The organism is Nocardioides sp. NPDC057577 (genome assembly GCF_042801335.1).
GTDB lineage: Bacteria > Actinomycetota > Actinomycetes > Propionibacteriales > Nocardioidaceae > Nocardioides.
The window spans coordinates 1-17780 of sequence record NZ_JBHVGB010000127.1; the positions used below are offsets into that span (position 1 = coordinate 1).

The window sequence follows — 17780 nt, forward strand, 5'->3', positions numbered from 1 at the left end:
GCGTTCTACGGGCTCAGCCCAGGATCAGGGCAACCGGGCGAGAGCCGGCTTGGCCACCGAGGTCTTCTCGGGGATCGCGTTCCAGCGCTCCGGCAGGATCGCGCGGTGCGGGCCGACCTCGAGGAGGACCACGCTGCGGTAGGTCATCCCGTACGTCTCGACATAGGGCGCCAGCGAGGTGAGCAGGTCCTTCGCACGCCACTGAGCGGCGTCGAGCACGAGCACGTCGGTGTCGAAGGCGTCGAAGTCGAAGGCGTGCCGCTGGTGGCCGTCGCGACGCAGGTCGGCCGCCTCGGTGGTGCGCTCGGCCTGCTTGTTGGCGGCGGCGTGGATCTGCTGGAAACCGCTGACCGCACGGGTGCCGACGACGTCGGCGGCAGCCAGCAGGTTGCCCTGCAGGTCGGTGTCGGCCAGCCCGGCGATGTCCTCGGTCAGCACGGCGGAGACCGGGAGGACGACGAGCTTGTCGACGTCGGGCAGCAGGTCGGCGACCACGAGCCGCTCGACCTGGCCGATCGGGAGCGTGCTGCCGTCGGGCTGCTTGATGCCGTCGAAGCCCGACACGTCCAGCGCGCTGAGCGTGATCCCCGGCCGGGCGAGCTCGTCGAGCCGCAGGTCGGTGCCGCCGGTGTGGACCCACAGGTGGACCGGACGGGACGAGTGGGCGGCGATGGACTTGATCAGCCGGCGCAGCTTGGGGCGCTGCTTCGGGCGGGCCGAGACGGCGACGTGGATCGCGTCGGCCGGGACCTGCTCCGGAGTGCTGACCGGGTTGCTGCGTACGTCCTCGGCGATCGAGCTGACCAGCTCGCCCACCTTGCGGGCGCCGGCCCGGCGCTCACGCGCGATCTCGACGTCGGCGGCGTTCATCTCGCGCCACTGCGTGTAGACCTCCTCGACGCTGGCGCCGGAGAAGATCTTGGTGAGGATCGTCTCGAGCCGGTCGTTCATGCCCTCGCGGATGCCGTCGAACTCGTCCGGCGTGAGCGGGTTGAGCCCGGCGAAGCGCGGGTCGGAGAGGTTCTTCGGGCGGAAGTCGATGTCGATGCCGATGCTGCGACCGGGCAGGTAGCAGTGCAGGCGGCTGGTGACCAGCGTGTGGTGGTCGCGACGGTAGCCCTCGAGCATCGTGATCGCGTCGTCGATGTTCTGCACGAACGGCCGGAAGCGGACCTCGTCGAGGCCGCCCTGGGCGTAGGTCGGGGCGCCTTCGGGGATGCTGCCGTCGAAGACGTCGACGTAGCCGATCGGGGCGTCGGGACCGGGCAGCTCGTCCGCGTCGGGGAAGACGGTCGAGACCGTGGTGGTGAGGCAGCCGGAGAAGAAGGCGGGCACACCGACGGAGAGCAGGATGTCGACGGTCGTCCAGTCGCGGCAGCCGATCGGGGCGTACTTCTTGAGGTACTCGATCGTCTCGTCGGTCATCATGGCGCGGGTGCTGCAGTGGAACGAGACGAAGATCGGGCGCAGGTTCTTGTGGAACGGCATCCCGTAGCGCATCTCGAAGATCGGGTGCATGTACCACCCGAAGCCGAGCATCCAGGTGTCCTTCGGGACGGGCTGGTACATCGACGCGTCGCGCTGCAGGGTCATCAGCTGGACCTTGGCGGACAGGCCCTCGCGGACGCGCTCGGGGCGGACCCGCTCGCGCAACCGGTTGGCCAGGTCGTCGAGCTCGGACTCGCCGGTGAACTCGAGGTCCTTGTGGCGCACCACGTGACCGAGCGAGGCGACGGTCTGGACGTGGTCGCCGATGTTGGCCGAGGCGCGGGAACGTCCCGGGTGCCCGTAGTCGACGACGGCGTAGGAGACGGTGCCCTCCGGCGCGGCCGGGGCGTCGGGCTCGTCGTTGTCGGCCGCCACCCACGAGCGCAGCCAGTCACGGCTCTCGACGACCCACTTGGTGTCGCCGTTGGTGCCGTCGCCGACGGCCTCGTCGAGCCGGGCGTAGAGGCTGCGGGCCAGCTCCTGGTCGCCGAAGCCGAAGACGCGGCTGGTCATCGCGAGCCAGGCGCGCCCCGGGACGTACGCAGCGCCGGACTCGGCGAGGTCGCGCAGGGTGGCGCGGGTGGCGTCGGGGTCGACGTGGAGGCCGGACATGACGTACTCGTCGGCGGCCTTGGCGGCCCACTGCTCGACCGGGATGCCCTGGAAGAGGGCCCAGGCGCGCTCGTAGAAGCCGCCACCGGCGGCGTTGACGGCACCGTCGAGGTCAGCAGCGACGACGAGCGGCTCGACCTCGATGGAGATCGGCGCCGGCTTGCCGGCCACGTCCGCCTGCGGTGCGCCCTCCGAGATGGACGGGACGCGAGCGGTCAGGCTCTGACGCAGGCGCTCGGGAAGCAGCTGGCGAGCGAGTCGTCGAGCTGGGCTGGCCATGGGACTCCTTCATTGATGGTTCGACGCAGTGTCGTCGGGCGGAGCCGCGATGTTCGCGGTCCGTTCACACGTTTCCCCCTATGATCCAGGCCGGATATCCTGCCCGAAGAATCGGCAATCCCCAAAGACGCCGACTAATCTCTGCGCATGCCGATCCCCAACCCCCACGAGCAGGTCGCGTTCCCCGAGGGCCGCTACCTCACGATGTGCAACGAGATCGCGACCAAGTTCGGTGGACAGACGCGGGCGATGATCATGCGCAACCGCCTGATCACCCAGCACACCGGGATCCCGACCACCCTGCTGACGACCGAGTCGAAGCCCGTCTACGACGAGGTGCGCCAGGTGCTGCGCGACTCGGGTCAGCTGGTCGAGGGCATGGACCTCCTCAACCTCTACGAGTGGTACCGCCACAACACCCCGACCGACGCGCCGGACGAGTCCGTGGCCGCGCTCGGGGGCCGGCTGGCCGAGGTCGCCGGCACGACCACCTCGGACGTGCTCCACCCCGACGGCACCGTCTACTACACCGCCCACTCGCAGTCCGGGAAGGACCTGGCGCGCGACTACCGTCGCGCCGACGGGTCGATCTACCTGCGGGCGCCGGGTCCGGGTGCCCCGGCCGCGTCCCGGGTGCCCTACATCCTCACCGACGCCGAGGGGCTGCCGATCCGGTCGTGGGAGACCGTGGGCGGCTGGCTGTGGCACTGGCTCGAGCTCCTCGCCGGCGACGCCGAGCGGGTCTTCTTCGTGACCGACTCCCGGTTCGCGCTGCGCGACGTCATGCCCCGCCAGGACGACCGCTTCTACTTCCTCCACCTCATGCACAACAACCATGTCGTGAGGGAGCGGCGCTGGAACTCCCAGCTCTCCGGCAAGTACGCGCCGCTGCTCGACAACATCCACGAGTACGACGCCCTGGTGAACCTGACCCATCGTCAGTCCGAGCACCTCGCGATGCGTTACGGCTCGACCTCGCACCGGTTCGTCGTGCCCAACCCGGTCGAGCTGCCGGAGCTGCCCGAGACGATGCCCGAGCGCGAGCCGGCGACGTTCGTCACCGTCGCCCGGCTCGAGCCGCAGAAGCGCCTCGAGCACGCCATCAAGGCTTTCGCGAAGGTGATCGAGAAGCGGCCCGAGGCCAAGTTCCAGATCTACGGCGACGGCAAGCTCTACAAGCCGCTCGCGGACCTGATCGAGACCCTCGACGTCGGCAAGAACGTCCAGCTCATGGGTCACGACCCGCGAGCCAAGGAAGCGCTGCTGCACGCGACCGGCTTCATCATGACCAGCGTCAACGAGGGCTACCCGCTCGCCACCCTCGAGTCGCTCTCCTTCGGCTGCCCCGTGATCAGCTACGACATCAACTACGGTCCGCGCGAGCAGATCTCCGACGGTGTCGACGGCTTCATCGTCGAGGCCGAGGACATCGACGCGGTCGCCGAGCGCTGCATCCAGATGATCGACGCCCCCGCGAAGGTGGCCGAGATGTCCCGCAAGGCGCTGGAGAAGGCGAGCAAGCACGACTGGCGCGCGTTCCTCGAGGACTGGCGGGTCGCCTTCGAGGGTGCGGTCGCGCAGCGGCCGGGCCGGATCGAGAAGGCACGCGCCCGGCTCGACGTGCACGCCCTCGGCTGGGCGCGCCCGATGCCCGAGGGCGTCGCGACCCGACTGCCGGGTCCGGCCGGCCGGCTGGGTCGCACCCAGGCGAGCTCGGCCGCCTTCCGTGACTCTCGTACGCTCCGCTTCGACGCCACGCTCACCGTGATGGGCGAGTGGCCGAAGGGCGTGATGGCCGACCGCATCGTCACCCTCGACGCCGTCTGCAACGAGACCGGCGAGGTGGCCGCGCTGCCGCTCGACGTCTCGCCCGGTGGCCGGGGCGAGTTCCGGCTCGCCTCCAGGTTCGACCTCGCGGAGGTCTTCGAGGAGTTCTCCGAGGACGCGCGCAACCTGGACCTGCGGCTCCGGTTCACCGTCCACAACTGGAACTGGCAGACCAGGCTCGGCCGGCCCCGTGAGGTCCGCCCGAACTTCGAGGTGTCGTTCGGTCCGAACGACGTGCTTCACCTGCAGCGGCGCTGACCGGCGGTCGTCAGGATCCGCCCGTGCGGACGACGTGGAGCTTCGTACGCCGCTCCAGCCGGAAGCCGGGACGGTCCTTGAAGTACTCGTCGACCGCGTCGCGGCACCCGCTGTAGTGGAAGTAGTCGTCGAGCACGATCCGTCCACCTGCGACCAGGTGAGGGGCGATCCGCTCGAGGCAGGTCATCGTCGACTCGTACCAGTCGCCGTCGAGGTGGGCGAAGGCGACCGGCTCGTCGATCTTCAGCGTGTCCTGGAACAGGCCCTGCACCAGCTCGACGTTGTGCTGTGCCGGGTCGATCCCGTGCCTGGTGAATGAGTCGCCGACCTCGTCGTAGAGGTTGTCGCGGTAGCCGTAGTAGGTCTCGCCGCCGATCCCCTTCGAGGTGCCGCTGACGATCTTCCGATAGCGCTCGTGCACGTCCTCGCCGTCGCGCTCGGAGGGCTCCGGGATCATCCCGAAGACGTCATAGACCCGCATCGGCCGCTTCGGGTCCTTCGCCGCCGCCATCACGATCGCGGAGCCGCCCAGCGCGGCTCCGGTCTCGATGATCAGGCCGGGCCGATCCTGGATGTCGGCGTCCAGCACCTGGCGGGCGAGCACCTGCAGGTTCTCGGGCTTGAGGTAGGTGAGGTGCTCGGCGCGGACCGCGTCGAGGACGGTGCGGACCTCGTCGGGGAGCGTGAGGTCGACCAGTGGGTCGCGTACGGACTCCCGGGTGCGTACGGTCTCCGTCCTCAGCCTCTCGACCTCGGCCTGGAGCTCCGCGGTGGTGTGCGCGGCCCTCGTCTCGGCCTCGGGCCGCTTCGTCGCGGGCCGCGTGTCGTCGGCCGGCTTGCGTGCGACCACGACGTAGTTCTTCGGCATCCCTCGCTCGAGGCGACGGCCGGAGACCTCCAGCCGCGCGTAGAGGCGGCTGAGCCGGACCGCGAGCTTCCGGTTGAGGAGCACGATCGGGGCGACGTAGGCGAGCTTCCAGCGCAGGCCCCGCCCGCGGAGCTCATCAACGCCTGCGGGGAGGTTCTTCGCCATCATCTGGTAGCTGTAGGCGACCGTCCCGAAGTAGCCCTCGAGCCAGTTCATCCGGGCGATCTCGAAGCCCGCCTCCTCGAACATCTTCCGCAGCGAGAACTGGGTGTAGCGGAAGAAGTCGTAGGGCTTCTGGTGCTCGGCGAAGAAGAGGGGCGCGGAGAGGAAGATCCGCCCGCCCGGCTTGAGCACGCGGTAGAGCTCGCCGATGGCCTTCTCCGGCTCGGGCACGTGCTCGAGGACCTGGTTGCAGATCACCCGGTCGAAGCTGCCGTCATCGACCGGGATGTCGGTGATGTCGCAGACGTAGTCCAGCGGGGCGTACGCCGAGCTCAGCTGGGCGAAGTCAGCGGCCTCGTAGCGGGCGTGCTTGAACAGCTTCCGGTAGGGCGAGCGGCCCGCACCGGCGTCGAGCACACGCATGCCGCGCTTGGTGCCCTTGGCGAAGCGCGCCATCTCCTGACGGAGACGTACGCGGGATGGATTGATGTGCCGGGGCTGAACCGTTCTGCCGCGATCCTGCCGGGCTCTGGGCCACATGGAGCGACATTAGCGCCCCTGAAGCGGAGTCTCCCGTAAACCACGCAAGACGGCGTCGCGCACCGGGTCATGGAGCCGGCGCTCGATGAGATAGTGCAGCGCGATGGCCAGGACGAGGGCGGTCGAGACGGCAGCGGCCAGGACGACGTACTCGTCGTAGCGGCCGTGGAACTCGTCGATGATCCAGAACGCGAACTGCGCGTGGATCAGGTAGAGCGGGTAGGTCAGTGCCCCGAGCGTCGTCAGGAAGCGTGCCTCGACCCGGCCCAGCGGACCGGCCGAGACCAGCCAGACGAGCGCCGCGAACCCCACGATCGCCCAGCCGGTGACCGCCGGCGACACGGTGGCGCCGACGAGCTCCGTGGCGCGGTCGGCGTACTCGGTCGCCTGGCGGATGCCCAGGATCACGTTGTAGGCCACCGCGAGCCAGGCGATGAACGAGTTGCCGAACCGGTAGATGAGGAACAGCGCCATGCCCATCGCGAAGAACGGGGCGTACTCGGCGAACAGGAGCGAGTTGAGCATGCCGGAGTCGGTCGCCCGGGCGATCTGGGCCAGCAGCGGCCACAGGAACACGACCGCGATCACCCGCTGCTTGGTGATCCCGACGAGCAGGAAGACCCCGATCAGCAGGTAGAACTTGAGCTCGATCCAGAGCGTCCAGAAGGCACCCTGGGCGCTGAGTACGTTCCAGCCGTCCTGGGTCATCGTCATGTTGATGAGGCCGCCCACGAATCCCTGGTCGCGGCCGCCCTTCCAGTAGGCCTGGAGGATCAGCGTGATGATCACCGCGACCCAGTAGGCCGGGAACAGTCGGGCGACCCGGGAGGAGACGAACCGCGGCAGGTCGCGACCCCACGCGGTCATCAGGATCACGAAGCCGCTGATGATGAAGAAGAGCTCCACGCCGAGGTAGCCGTAGCGGGTGACGTGGTTGAGGGTCGGGAAGACCTCCCGGGGGTCGATGCCCCAGTAAGGGGTCGCGATGCCGGTGAGGTGGTAGCCCACGACGACCGCTGCCGCGATGAAGCGGAGCGCGTCGAGCGCGCCGAGCCGGGAGCGGCGTACGGCCTTCTTCGGCGCGGGCTCGGGCGCGGGTGCGGAGGCGGGGGCCGTGTCCTCGGAAACCGTGGGAGCGCTGGTCATCGGGTCAGTTCCCCGCCGCGGCGTCCAGGGCCTCCTGGATCGGATCGATGCGGCGCAGGTCGATGACGTGGCCGGTGCTCGACGCGATCAGGGTGTCCAGCGACGCCCGCGCGACCGCCTTCGACTCCAGGAGCGTGTGGGACGGCTCCTGGCCGAACGCCTTGGTGCGCATCGGCGTGCCGGTGCGCTCGGGGTTGATCGCGTTGACGCGTACGCCCTGGTCGGCCCACTCGTCGGCGAGGGCCTGGGTCAGGTTGACCGTGGCCGCCTTCGCGGAGGAGTAGAGCGCGTAGCCGCGGCGACCGCGGGTGTAGGAGCTCGAGGTGAAGAAGAGCAGCGAGCCCTTCGCCCGGGCGAGGTAGGGGAAGAACTCCTGGGCGATCAGGACCGGCGCGATGTAGTTGATCTCGGTCGCGCTGTAGATCGTCTCCTCCGAGACGGTGGCGAGCTCGCCGCGCGGCAGCACACCGGCCGTGTTGACCACGAAGTCGATCGAGCCGAAGCGCTTGCCGGCGTCGGCGGCCGCGGCGACGATGTCGGCCCGCTTCGAGACGTCGGTGCTGGTGGCCGAGCGGCTGTAGGAGGCGACGTTGGCGCCGTAGGACTCTGCCAGCTCCGCGATGTCGGCCCCGATGCCGTAGCTGCCGCCGAAGACGACCATGTTCTTGCCCTCGAGGGCGGCCCGGTAGTCGTCCTCGGTCTTCTGCGGGAACTGCTGGTGAGCGGTGAGCTGGAAGAGCTTGTCGGCGATGTAGACGTCGATCGGCTCGGTGACCTTCATGTTCTGCTCGTGACCGTCGACCACCCAGATCTTGGTGTCGGGCAGGTACTTCAGCACGACGCTGCAGTCGTCGGTCGCCCTGAACTCCGGGTCCTGGTCGGCGATCTCGTAGGCCCGCTTCAGGGTCGAGGCGAGGAAGGCCTGCGGGGTCTGGCCGCGCCGCAGCCGCGAGCGGTCCGGGATCTGCGAGATGGTGTTGTCGTCGTTGAGCTCGATGATCGTGTCCGCGGACGGGATGGCGACGTCGACGGCCTGGTAGGTCACCAGCGCCTTGAAGCAGTCGGTGATCACGTCCTCGCTGAGCAGCGGACGTACGGCGTCGTGGAGGAGCACGTTGCAGTCCTCGCCCTCGGGGAGGGCGGCCAGGGCGCGCTTGGTCGTCTCGTTGCGGGTGTCGGCGCCCTCGAGGATCTTGGAGACCTTCGGGTAGCGGCCGTCGCGGGTCATCGCGTGCACCGCGTCGAGGTGGCCGGGGGCCATCAGGATGATGATCTCGTCGATCTGCGGGTGGCGGTCGAGCACGCCGAGGGTGTGCTCCATGATCGGCATCCCGGCGATCTTGATGAGCTGCTTCGGGATGTCGAGACCCACGCGGGAGCCCACACCGCCGGCAAGCAGCACGGCAACGTTACGAAGCACTGAACTCAGACCCTTTGGTAGATGACGAGGAGGGGTGGATTGTTCCACGCCCCGCACCGGGGACTCCAATGCTGGGGGCGAGGTGATACCCAGCCGTTGGCTCGGCGTGTGGTCCGTGACCGGGGTCGCGTTGATGTGATGGCAGTCACGTGATCTTGATGTTTCGGATGGGTGACGGGCGGCGTACGGTTGTTTCGGCTCGGTCACGGTGGCTGAGCAGGCAGGCACAACGTCTGGTACCCATCCCGGCTCCGCTCACACGGGGGAGTGGTCGGAGGGACTGGAACGAAAGGTCTACAACCATGAACCCACTCAGGGTGGGCGTCGTCGGCGCGGGTCGCGTCGGGGCCGTCCTGGCAGCAGCGCTTCGCACTCCGTCGATCGCCTCGGGCTCCGCTTCGGCAGGAGGTCATGAGATCGTCGCGGTCGCCGGAGAGTCCGACGCATCTCGCGCACGCATCGCCGCGCTTCTCCCGGGTGTCCCGGTCGAGAAGCCGACAGCTGTCGCTCGCGCGTGCGACCTCCTTCTGCTCACTGTCCCCGACGACATGCTCGGCAACGTCGTCAAGACGATGACCGACGCCGGCGCGATCCGGCCCGGGATGTACGTCGCGCACACCTCCGGCCGCCACGGCCTGGCGATCCTCGAGCCGGCCGCCGCGATCGGCGCCCACGTGATGGCCGTCCACCCGGCGATGACCTTCTCCGGCACCTCGGTCGACCTCGCCCGTCTCTCCGGCTGCGTCTTCGGGCTCACCGCCGCGACCCCTGCCGACCGGGCCTTCGCCGAGTCGCTGGTGCTCGACCTCGGCGGGAAGCCGATGTGGGTGCCCGAGGAGATGCGGACGCTCTACCACGCCGGGCTCGCCCACGGCGCGAACCACCTGGTCACCCTGGTCACCGAGGCGATGGAGATCCTCGCCGCCGCCGGCGCCACCGACCCTGCGGGCACCCTGCGCCCGCTGCTCACCGCCGCCCTCGACAACGCCCTGGACCACGGCGACGCCGCGTTGACCGGCCCGATCGTCCGCGGCGACGCCGGCACGGTGGCCGCCCACCTCGACGACATCCGCACCAACGCTCCGCAGACCCTGGCATCGTACGTCTCCATGGCGCGGGCCACGCTCGACCGAGCCGTCTCGGACGGACGGCTGCTGCCCATCCGGGCGCTCAAGATCAAGAACCTGCTCGACGACGCGGACAGGGCTGCCGTGCAGCCGCTCCCGCGTCCCGCCCACCTCTGGAACCAGTGATGACCGTTCTCGCTTCCACTCGCGAGGAGCTGGCCAAGCTCCTCGACTCCGCGCGCCGCGACGGCGCGAGCGTCGGGTTCGTGCCGACGATGGGCGCGCTCCACGAAGGACACGCGTCGCTGATGCGGGTCGCCCGTGAGCGAGTAGGCGACGGTCCGGTGGTCGTGTCGATCTTCGTCAACCCGCTGCAGTTCGGCGCCGGGGAGGACCTCGACCGCTACCCGCGCACGCTCGAGGCGGACCTGGAGGTCTGCGAACGGGAGGGCGTCGACGTCGTCTTCGCGCCGTCGGTGGATGAGGTCTACCCCGGCGGGCTGCCGCAGGTGACCGTGGCTCCCGGGCCGCTCGCCGACGTGCTCGAGGGCAAGACCCGGCCGGGCCACTTCGGCGGTGTGCTCACCGTCGTCGCGAAGCTGTTCGGACTGGTCGAGCCCGACGTCGCCGTTTTCGGTGAGAAGGACTACCAGCAGCTCACACTGATCCGCCGGATGTCGGCCGACCTGTGCCTCGGGGTCGACGTCGTCGGCGCACCTACGCAGCGCGAAGCCGACGGCCTGGCCCTCTCCTCGCGCAACCGCTACCTCTCGCCCGAGCAGCGGGAGGAGGCGACGACACTGTCGCGGGCGCTCTACGCCGCGCAGCGCGAGGCCGCCCACGGTGTCGAGGCCGCTCTCCAGACGGCCCGCGCCGAGCTGCGGCAGGCGTTGGGGGTCGACGTGGACTACCTCGTGGTCACCGACCCCGCGCTCGCGGAGCTGTCCACCCACCCTGAGCCGGCCACCGAAGCCCGGATCCTCATCGCCGCCCGGGTCGGCACGACCCGACTCATCGACAACATGAGCCTCACGATCGGAGCATCCCGATGACTCGTCTGCGCACCATGATGACCGGCAAGATCCACCGCGCCACGGTCACCCAGGCAGACCTCCACTACGTCGGCTCGGTCACCGTCGACGCCGACCTCCTCGACGCCGCGGACATCCTCCCGGGCGAGCTGGTCTCCATCGTCGACATCACCAACGGTGCCCGCCTGGAGACCTACACGATCGCGGGCGAGCGGGGTTCGGGCGTCCTCGGGATCAACGGGGCCGCCGCCCACCTGGTCCACCCCGGTGACCTGGTCATCCTCATCGCGTACGCGCAGATGACCACCGAGGAGGCGAAGGCCTTCGAGCCGCACGTCGTCCACGTCGACGGGGCCAACCACATCGTCGCGCTCGGCTCCGACCGGAGCGAGCCGGTTCCAGGAACCGACCAGATGCGTGGACCGCTCGTTCTCACGCAGTAGCGTGCCGCTATGAACATCGAGCTGCTCTCCGCCCGCGATCCGGGCTGGACCGAGTGGGCGGACGTGATCGTGGTGGGCTCGGGGATCGCCGGGCTGACCGCGGCACTGCGGCTGAAGGACCAGGTCGAGCGGGTCGCCGTCGTCACCAAGGACGAGCTCAAGGCCGGTTCGACGCAATGGGCCCAGGGCGGCATCGCTGCGGCTCTCGGCGAGGGCGACACCCCGGCTCAGCACGAGGTCGACACGCTCGTGGCAGGCGCCGGGGCGTGCGATCTGGAGGCCGTACGCGTCCTGGTCGGCGAGGGCGCCGAAGCGGTCCGTGAGCTGATCGAGTGGGGTGCCGACTTCGACAAGGACCCGGACGGCAACCTGTCGCTCACCCGCGAGGGCGGCCATCGGCGCGACCGGATCGCGCACGCCGACGGCGACGCGACCGGCGCCGAGATCCAGCGGGCGCTGATGGAGGCCGTCCGACGGGCTCCCGAGATCCTGGTCTTCGAGCACGCCATGGTCGTCGACCTGCTGACGGCTGCCGATGGCGGCGTGGCGGGCCTGACCATCCATGTGATGGGCGAGGGCGATGCCGACGGCGTCGGGATCGTGCGTACGAGGGCTGTCGTCCTGGCTTCCGGCGGGCTCGGCCAGGTCTTCTCCCAGACCACCAACCCCGCCGTCGCCACCGCCGACGGGATGGCGATCGCACTGCGCGCCGGTGCGACGCTGCGCGACCTGGAGTTCGTCCAGTTCCACCCCACGGTGATGTACCTCGGTGAGGACTCCCGCGGCCAGCAGCCGCTGATCTCCGAGGCCGTACGCGGCGAGGGCGCCTTCCTGGTGGACTGGGACGGCAACCGGCTCATGGAGGGCGTGCACGAGCTCCGCGACCTGGCTCCGCGCGACATCGTCTCCAAGGCGATCATGAAGCGGATGCTCGATACCGGCCACCCCAACATGTGGCTCGACGCCCGCCACCTCGGTCGTGAGTTCTGGGAGAAGCGGTTCCCCAACATCCTCGCCTCCTGCGAGCGGCACGGCGTCGACCCCTCCGTGGACCTGATCCCCGTCGCCCCGGCGTGCCACTACGCCTCGGGCGGCGTACGCACCGACCTGTGGGGCCGTTCGGACGTGCCCGGCCTCTACGCCACCGGCGAGGTCGCCTGCAGCGGTGTCCACGGCGCCAACCGGCTCGCCTCCAACTCGCTGCTCGAGGGGCTGGTCTTCTCGCGCCGGATCGCCGAGGTCCTGCCCGGCGAGCTGCGTCAGCTGGAGGATCCGGCCCCCGGCCTCGGCGCCGGGCGCCCGCTCGTCCCTGGCGCAGCGCTCAAGCAGCTGCAGGAGACGATGACGACCAAGGTCGGAGTCCTCCGCAACGCGACCGGCCTCGCCGAGGCGATCGACGAGCTGGAGCAGCTCGGTGACACCCCGGCGACCGAGATCGACCCGGCCGCCTGGGAGGCGACCAACCTGCTGACCGTCTCGCTCGCGCTCGCGAAGTCGGCGCTGCTGCGAGAGGAGACCCGCGGGTCCCACTGGCGCGAGGACTTCGCCGAGCGTGACGACGCCGGGTTCGCCGGCCACTTCGACGTACGGCTCCGGGACGGCGAGACTGTTGCCGCGTTCACCCCGACGCCCGCGACCGACCCCTCAACCATGGCAGGAGCCTGATGACCATCCGACGCGTGCCCTTCGACGAGATCCCGCAGTCTCTGCGCGACGAGCTGACCAAGGCCGGCCTGGACGCCGGCGAGGTCTACGACGCCGTAGAGCTCGCTCTCGACGAGGACCTGCCCACGTCCGCTCCCGGCGACATGCCCAGCGAGGACGTCACCTCGGTGGCGACGATCGCCCCCGACTCGACCGGGATCGGCGTCTTCGCCGCTCGGGAGGACGGCGTCGTGGCCGGCCTCGGCGTGGCCGAGCTCGTGTTCGCGTACGTCATGGGTGACTCGGTCACGGTGACCGACCGCGTCAAGGACGGCTCCCAGGTGAAGGCGGGGGACGTCATCATGCGGATCGCCGGGCCGACCCGCGGGCTGCTGACCGCGGAGCGTACGGCGCTCAACTACGCCTCCCACCTCTCCGGTGTCGCCACCGGTGTCGCGGCTTGGACCGAGGCCCTGGAGGGCACCGGCGCGCAGGTCCTCGACACCCGCAAGACCCTCCCGGGCTTCAGGTCCCTGGAGAAGTACGCCGTGCGCTGCGGCGGCGGTGCCAACCACCGGATGTCGCTGTCCGACATGGCGCTGGTCAAGGACAACCACATCGTCGCCGCCGGTGGCGCGGTGCAGGCCTACGAGGCCGTGAAGTTCGCCTACCCGGACGTGCCGATCGAGGTCGAGGTCACCACCCTCGACGAGCTCAAGGCCCTTCTCGACGCCGGCTGCGGCCGGATCATGCTCGACAACATGTCGACCGCGACGATGAAGGAGGCCGTCGAGATCACCGCCGGACGTGCGGTGCTCGAGGCATCCGGTGGACTGACCCTCGACCGGGCTCGCGAGGTCGCCGAGACCGGTGTCGACTATCTCTCCGTCGGTGCGCTGACCCACTCGGTGAAGGTCTTCGACATCGGCTTCGACCTGTCCGAGGGCTGACCGACGGTGGCTCTACTCGCTGTCAACATCGGCAACAGCCACACGGGTCTCGGGCTGATCGCCGATGGCGTGGTGTCCGCGGACTGGAAGGTCTCCACGCTCGAGCACCGCACCGCCGACGAATGGTGGGCGCTGCTGCGGGGGACCATGGGCGATGAGTTGGTGGCGAGCGTGGACGGCGTGGTCGTGTGCGCGACGGTGCCCTCGGTCCTGCACGAGTGGCGCGAGATGATCGCCCGCCATCTCGACTCGGTCGAGAGCGTCGTGGTCGAGCCGGGCGTACGCTCCGGCATTCCGATCCTCATGGACAACCCGCGCGAGGTCGGCACCGACCGGATCGCCAACGCCGTCGCGGCCGTGGCGCTCCACGGCGGCCCGGCGATCGTGGTCGACTTCCGTGGCACGGCGACGACCTTCGACGTGGTCAACGCCGCCGGACAGTACGTCGGTGGCGCGATCCTGCCCGGGATCGAGCTGTCGCTGGAGGCTCTGGGACGGCGTGGTGCGCAGCTGCGCAAGGTCGAGCTCGCTCGCCCGCGGTCGGTGATCGCCAAGAACACGGTCGAGGCGCTGCAGTCCGGAATGGTCTACGGGGTCGCGGCACAGGTCGAGGGTCTGGTCGCTCGTATCATCGCCGAGCTGGGTGTCTCCGCCGACGAAGTGACAGTGATTGCGACCGGCTATCTGGCGGACTTCGTTCTCGACGAGAGTAAATGTTTCTCGTTGCATTCTCCGTGGCTGACGATGCAAGGACTGGAACTCATATTCCAGCGAAATGCCGTTCGTTAGTCATTTCAGTATGGCGACCTGTTGATTCATCCGGATCGTATGTAATGCTATGGGCATCTCGCTTAACCGCGATGGCGATAATCGGCCCATTTCCGGGTGAAGAGCAGTGAAGGTAGGAACATGGCTAAGAAGGTTCAGATCATCCTCGAGGATGACATCGATGGCTCGGAAGCTGCGGAGACGGTTTCTTTCGCTCTGGACGGCACGTCCTACGAGATTGATCTCAGCGACGCCAATGCGGCCAAGCTCCGTGATTCTCTTGCGCTCTTCGTGGGTCACGCCCAGAAGGTGAGCGGCCGTCGTGGCAGCGCCAAGAAGGCCCCCGCGGCCGGTGGGTCCACCCCGAAGGTCATGCGCGAGTGGGGAAAGGCCAACGGCTACACGGTTCCCGACCGCGGTCGCATTCCGGCTGACGTCCGGGCGGCTTTCGAAGCGGCCCACTGACCGACAGGTCTCGAGGCACCGCAAGGCGGCTGCCGCGCCCTCAGGGGCGCGGCAGCCGCCTTTGTGCGTGGCCCGCACTGTCCGGCCTACGGAACGCGTGTTCGCTCTCAGCGCACGGATCGCGTTGTGTTGTCGGGAACGCGTAGGCTGTCTGCGGGGTTGAATCTTGGTGACGCCCCAGAATTCTTAGGAGAGATGCGTACATGTTCGAGCGGTTCACTGACCGAGCCCGCCGGGTGGTCGTGCTGGCCCAGGAAGAGGCCCGCATGCTCTCCCATAACTACATCGGGACCGAGCACATCCTGCTCGGCCTGATCCACGAGGGCGAAGGCGTCGCTGCCAAGGCCCTCGAGTCCCTCGACATCTCGCTCGAGGCGGTGCGCAACCAGGTCGAGGAGATCATCGGCCAGGGCCAGCAGGCGCCGTCCGGGCACATCCCGTTCACGCCGCGTGCCAAGAAGGTGCTCGAGCTGTCCCTGCGCGAGGCGCTGCAGCTCGGCCACTCCTACATCGGCACCGAGCACATCCTGCTCGGCCTCATCCGTGAGGGCGAGGGCGTCGCCGCCCAGGTGCTGCAGAAGCTCGGCGCCGACCTCAACCGGGTCCGCCAGCAGGTCATCCAGCTGCTCTCGGGATTCCAGGGCAAGGAGGGCCAGGCCGGCACCTCCGGCGCTACCGCGTCGACCGGCACGACCTCGACCGAGGCGCCGTCCTCCAGCCTCGTGCTGGACCAGTTCGGCCGCAACCTGACCCAGGACGCCCGCGAGGGCAAGCTCGACCCGATCATCGGTCGCGAAGGCCAGATCGAGCGCGTGATGCAGGTGCTCTCGCGGCGTACGAAGAACAACCCGGTCCTGATCGGCGAGCCCGGCGTCGGCAAGACGTCGATCGTCGAGGGCCTGGCCCAGGACATCGTCAAGGGCAACGTTCCCGAGACGCTCAAGGACAAGCAGATCTACACGCTCGACCTGGGCGCGCTCGTGGCGGGTTCGCGTTACCGCGGTGACTTCGAGGAGCGCCTGAAGAAGGTGCTCAAGGAGATCAAGACCCGTGGCGACATCGTGCTGTTCATCGACGAGATCCACACGCTCGTCGGTGCCGGTGCGGCCGAGGGCGCGATCGACGCGGCGAGCATCCTGAAGCCGATGCTGGCTCGCGGTGAGCTGCAGACCATCGGTGCGACGACGCTGGACGAATACCGGAAATACCTCGAGAAGGACGCCGCTCTCGAGCGTCGTTTCCAGCCGATCCAGGTTCCGGAGCCGACGATCGCGGTCGCGATCGAGATGCTCAAGGGCATCCGCGACCGTTACGAGGCCCACCACCGGGTCACGATCACCGACGAGGCTCTGGTCGCTGCGGTCACCATGGCCGACCGCTACATCTCCGACCGGTTCCTGCCGGACAAGGCGATCGACCTGATCGACGAGGCCGGCTCGCGCCTGCGCATCCGCCGGATGACGGCCCCCGCCGACCTGCGGGAGTACGACGACAAGATCGCCGACGTGCGCCAGCGCAAGGAAGCCGCGATCGACGGCCAGGACTTCGAGGCGGCGGCCCGTCTGCGCGATGAGGAGAAGCAGCTCATCGCCAAGAAGGCCGAGCGCGAGAAGGCGTGGCGTGCCGGCGACATGGACGAGGTCGCCGAGGTGGATGAGGAGCTCATCGCCGAGGTCCTCGCCGTCGCGACCGGCATCCCGATCGTGCAGGTCAACGAGGAGGAGTCCGCGCGACTGCTGCGCATGGAGGACGAGCTCCACAAGCGGGTCATCGGCCAGGACGAGGCGGTCAAGGCTCTGTCCCGTGCCATCCGACGCACCCGTGCCGGCCTGAAGGACCCGAAGCGCCCCGGCGGTTCGTTCATCTTCGCCGGTCCGTCCGGTGTCGGTAAGACCTGGCTGTCCAAGACGCTCGCCGAGTTCCTCTTCGGCGACGAGGACGCGCTGATCCAGCTTGACATGTCGGAGTTCGGCGAGAAGCACACCGTCTCGCGGCTCTTCGGCTCGCCTCCGGGCTACGTCGGCTACGAGGAGGGTGGCCAGCTCACCGAGAAGGTGCGCCGCAAGCCGTTCTCCGTGGTCCTCTTCGACGAGGTCGAGAAGGCTCACCCGGACATCTTCAACTCGCTGCTGCAGATCCTGGAGGAAGGTCGCCTGACCGACTCCCAGGGCCGCGTGGTCGACTTCAAGAACACCGTCATCATCATGACCACCAACCTCGGCACGAGGGACATCGCGAAGTCGGTCAACCTGGGCTTCTCCCAGGCCAGCGACGTCGCGGGCAACTACGACCGGATGAAGGCCAAGGTCTCCGACGAGCTCAAGCAGCACTTCCGTCCGGAGTTCCTCAACCGTGTCGACGAGGTCATCGTGTTCCCGCCGCTGTCGCAGGAGCAGATCATCGCGATGGTCGACAACATGATCGCGGCCGTCGAGGTTCGCCTCAAGGACCGCGACATGGGCATCGAGCTCACCACGGCCGCGAAGAAGGTGCTCGCCGAGCGTGGTTTCGACCCGGTCCTCGGCGCCCGTCCGCTGCGTCGCACGGTCCAGCGCGAGCTCGAGGACGTGCTCGCCGAGAAGATGCTCTACGGCGACATCGGCCCCGGCGAGATCGTGCTGGTCGACGTCGACGGTGAGGGCCCTGCCGCCCAGTTCACCTTCACCGGTCAGAAGCGCTCCGTCGTTCCGGACGTACCTCCGCTGGAAGGTGCGACCGTGTCCGATATCGAGCTCCCCGACCAGGACGAGCCGACGAACATCGAGAAGTCGAAGCCGGATTCCGAGTAGTCCGACAAAGCAACGCCCCGGCC

At 68.8% G+C, this 17780-nt stretch carries 13 protein-coding genes; 9 read left to right on the top strand and 4 right to left on the bottom strand.

Going from position 1 to position 17780, the window contains the following annotated elements:
- Window positions 1-24: 24 nt before the first annotated feature.
- Window positions 25-2379 carry a hypothetical protein gene (locus ACFU7D_RS21175; RefSeq protein ID WP_378870805.1) on the bottom strand — a complete coding sequence of 785 codons (2355 nt, stop codon included), beginning with the start codon at window positions 2377-2379 and terminating at the stop codon, window positions 25-27.
- A gap of 147 nt (window positions 2380-2526) precedes the next feature.
- On the opposite strand from ACFU7D_RS21175, the gene ACFU7D_RS21180 reads away from it, so the two are divergent.
- Window positions 2527-4464, top strand: coding sequence for a glycosyltransferase (locus tag ACFU7D_RS21180; RefSeq protein ID WP_378870807.1), 1938 nt, complete (start codon window positions 2527-2529; stop codon window positions 4462-4464).
- Window positions 4465-4474: 10 nt separating this feature from the next.
- Here ACFU7D_RS21180 and ACFU7D_RS21185 read toward each other — a convergent pair whose 3' ends face one another.
- The 3 genes from ACFU7D_RS21185 to ACFU7D_RS21195 are packed head-to-tail and all read right to left on the bottom strand — an operon-like array spanning window position 4475 to window position 8600.
- Complete coding sequence (locus ACFU7D_RS21185; protein ID WP_378870810.1) at window positions 4475-6034, bottom strand: class I SAM-dependent methyltransferase; 1560 nt, start codon at window positions 6032-6034, stop codon at window positions 4475-4477.
- 9 nt (window positions 6035-6043) lie between these two features.
- Window positions 6044-7180 (bottom strand): acyltransferase family protein, encoded by a 1137-nt coding sequence (locus ACFU7D_RS21190; RefSeq protein ID WP_378870812.1) that lies wholly within the window; start codon window positions 7178-7180, stop codon window positions 6044-6046.
- A gap of 4 nt (window positions 7181-7184) precedes the next feature.
- Window positions 7185-8600, bottom strand: a complete 1416-nt coding sequence (locus ACFU7D_RS21195) for an SDR family NAD(P)-dependent oxidoreductase (protein ID WP_378728389.1) — start codon at window positions 8598-8600, stop codon at window positions 7185-7187.
- A 302-nt stretch (window positions 8601-8902) separates the two neighbouring features.
- Here ACFU7D_RS21195 and ACFU7D_RS21200 point away from each other — a divergent pair, with 302 nt between their 5' ends.
- The 8 genes from ACFU7D_RS21200 to ACFU7D_RS21235 all read left to right on the top strand — a co-directional run bounded on the left by ACFU7D_RS21200 (window position 8903) and on the right by ACFU7D_RS21235 (window position 17757).
- Window positions 8903-9853 (top strand): Rossmann-like and DUF2520 domain-containing protein, encoded by a 951-nt coding sequence (locus ACFU7D_RS21200; RefSeq protein ID WP_378870817.1) that lies wholly within the window; start codon window positions 8903-8905, stop codon window positions 9851-9853.
- The gene (gene panC, locus ACFU7D_RS21205) at window positions 9853-10719 is read left to right on the top strand and encodes a pantoate--beta-alanine ligase (protein ID WP_378870820.1); all 867 of its coding nucleotides are present in this window, start codon (window positions 9853-9855) and stop codon (window positions 10717-10719) included. Before ACFU7D_RS21200 ends, panC begins: the two co-directional genes overlap by 1 nt.
- On the top strand, window positions 10716-11141 hold the full coding sequence (gene panD / locus ACFU7D_RS21210; RefSeq protein ID WP_176883766.1) for an aspartate 1-decarboxylase: 426 nt from the start codon (window positions 10716-10718) through the stop codon (window positions 11139-11141). Before panC ends, panD begins: the two co-directional genes overlap by 4 nt.
- 9 nt (window positions 11142-11150) lie before the next feature.
- Entirely contained in the window at window positions 11151-12806 is a 1656-nt protein-coding gene (locus ACFU7D_RS21215; protein ID WP_378728384.1) for an L-aspartate oxidase, read from the top strand.
- Entirely contained in the window at window positions 12806-13735 is a 930-nt protein-coding gene (nadC, locus tag ACFU7D_RS21220) for a carboxylating nicotinate-nucleotide diphosphorylase (RefSeq protein ID WP_378870823.1), read from the top strand. Before ACFU7D_RS21215 ends, nadC begins: the two co-directional genes overlap by 1 nt.
- Window positions 13736-13741: 6 nt before the next feature.
- Window positions 13742-14524, top strand: coding sequence for a type III pantothenate kinase (locus ACFU7D_RS21225; RefSeq protein WP_378870825.1), 783 nt, complete (start codon window positions 13742-13744; stop codon window positions 14522-14524).
- Window positions 14525-14644: 120 nt separating this feature from the next.
- On the top strand, window positions 14645-14968 hold the full coding sequence (locus ACFU7D_RS21230; RefSeq protein ID WP_141801691.1) for an Lsr2 family protein: 324 nt from the start codon (window positions 14645-14647) through the stop codon (window positions 14966-14968).
- A gap of 203 nt (window positions 14969-15171) precedes the next feature.
- Window positions 15172-17757 (top strand): ATP-dependent Clp protease ATP-binding subunit, encoded by a 2586-nt coding sequence (locus ACFU7D_RS21235; RefSeq protein WP_378725365.1) that lies wholly within the window; start codon window positions 15172-15174, stop codon window positions 17755-17757.
- The last annotated feature ends 23 nt before the right edge of the window (window positions 17758-17780 follow it).